Here is a 1,230-nt window from a genome sequence, read left to right on the forward strand (position 1 = left end):
GGCGGATTCAACCGGTCGATGCAACACACTAAAACCTGCGTGAGCAGAAGGAGTGTTGCAGATGAAGTATCGGACGCGGACCTACTACACAGACAGTCAGAAGGCGCTCATGTGGGAGCGCTGGAAGCAAGGCTGGACGCTGCACGAGATTGGCAAATTATTTGATCGCCACCATGGATCGGTGCGCCAAATCCTGGCAGAGACGGGCGGAATCCGCCCACCAGAGCGTCGCCGTTCCTGCCTTGCGCTGACTTTGGCAGAGCGAGAGGAGATTTCGCGTGCGGTGGTGGCCGGTTTGTCGATTCGAGCAATAGCGACGACGCTCGGACGCGCCCCTTCGACAGTCAGTCGAGAAATCAAGCGCAACGGCGGCCAAGAGAGCTACCGTGCGAACCAAGCCGACCAAGCTGCATGGAATCGGGGTCATCGCCCCAAGGTCTGCAAGCTAGTGCAGAACCGTGCCTTGGCCCGCATCGTGGCTGACAAGCTACGGATGCTCTGGTCACCGGAACAGATCGCAGGTTGGCTCAAGCATACTTATCCGTGCGACGAAAGCCATCACGTGTCACACGAGACCATCTACCGCAGCTTGTTCATTCAAGCACGTGGCGCCTTGAAGAAGGAGCTTCTGGCGCATCTGAGGCGCACTCGTGGCATGCGCAGGTCTCGTCACTACACGCAAAAGACAGCAATCCACGGACAGATCATCGATGCTGTTTCGATTAGCGAGCGGCCACCCGGTATTGAAGATCGGGCAGTACCGGGTCACTGGGAAGGGGACTTGGTCTTCGGTAGCGGTAACAGCCAGATCGCAACACTGGTTGAGCGTCAGACGCGGTACGTGATGTTGGTGAAGCTCGATGGCAAGGACTCGCAGACAGTTGTCAACGCGCTCATCAAGAACGCCCGCAAGCTCCCGCAGGAGCTCTACAAGTCACTGACCTGGGATAGAGGTACTGAGATGCATGCGCACAAGACGTTCACGGTGGCCACCGACATCCAGGTCTACTTCTGCGATCCCCAAAGTCCGTGGCAACGTGGAAGCAACGAGAACACAAATGGATTGCTCAGACAGTACATGCCAAAGGGCATGGACCTCTCGGGTTTCTCACAAGTTCAACTCAATGCAATTGCTAGACAATTGAACGAGAGGCCACGCAAAACGCTCGGCTTCCAAACACCCGCTGAGATGTTCAGCGAATGTGTTGCATCGACCGGTTGAATCCGCCG

1 protein-coding gene is annotated in these 1,230 nt (G+C 56.7%); it reads left to right on the forward strand.

What is annotated here, in order from left to right; translation table 11 throughout:
* The first annotated feature begins 61 nt into the window (after window positions 1-61).
* Window positions 62-1,222, forward strand: coding sequence for an IS30 family transposase (locus AC3WS7_RS18670; protein ID WP_492657392.1), 1,161 nt, complete (start codon window positions 62-64; stop codon window positions 1,220-1,222).
* Window positions 1,223-1,230: the final 8 nt, after the last annotated feature.

It is taken from the genome of Rhodoferax sp. EU05-FHT12H12 (assembly GCF_058791215.1).

Bases quoted from the DNA above. Each gene is read 5' to 3' on its own strand.
- AC3WS7_RS18670 (WP_492657392.1), top strand. From the start codon at position 62: ATGAAGTATCGGACGCGGACCTACTACACAGACAGTCAGAAGGCGCTC.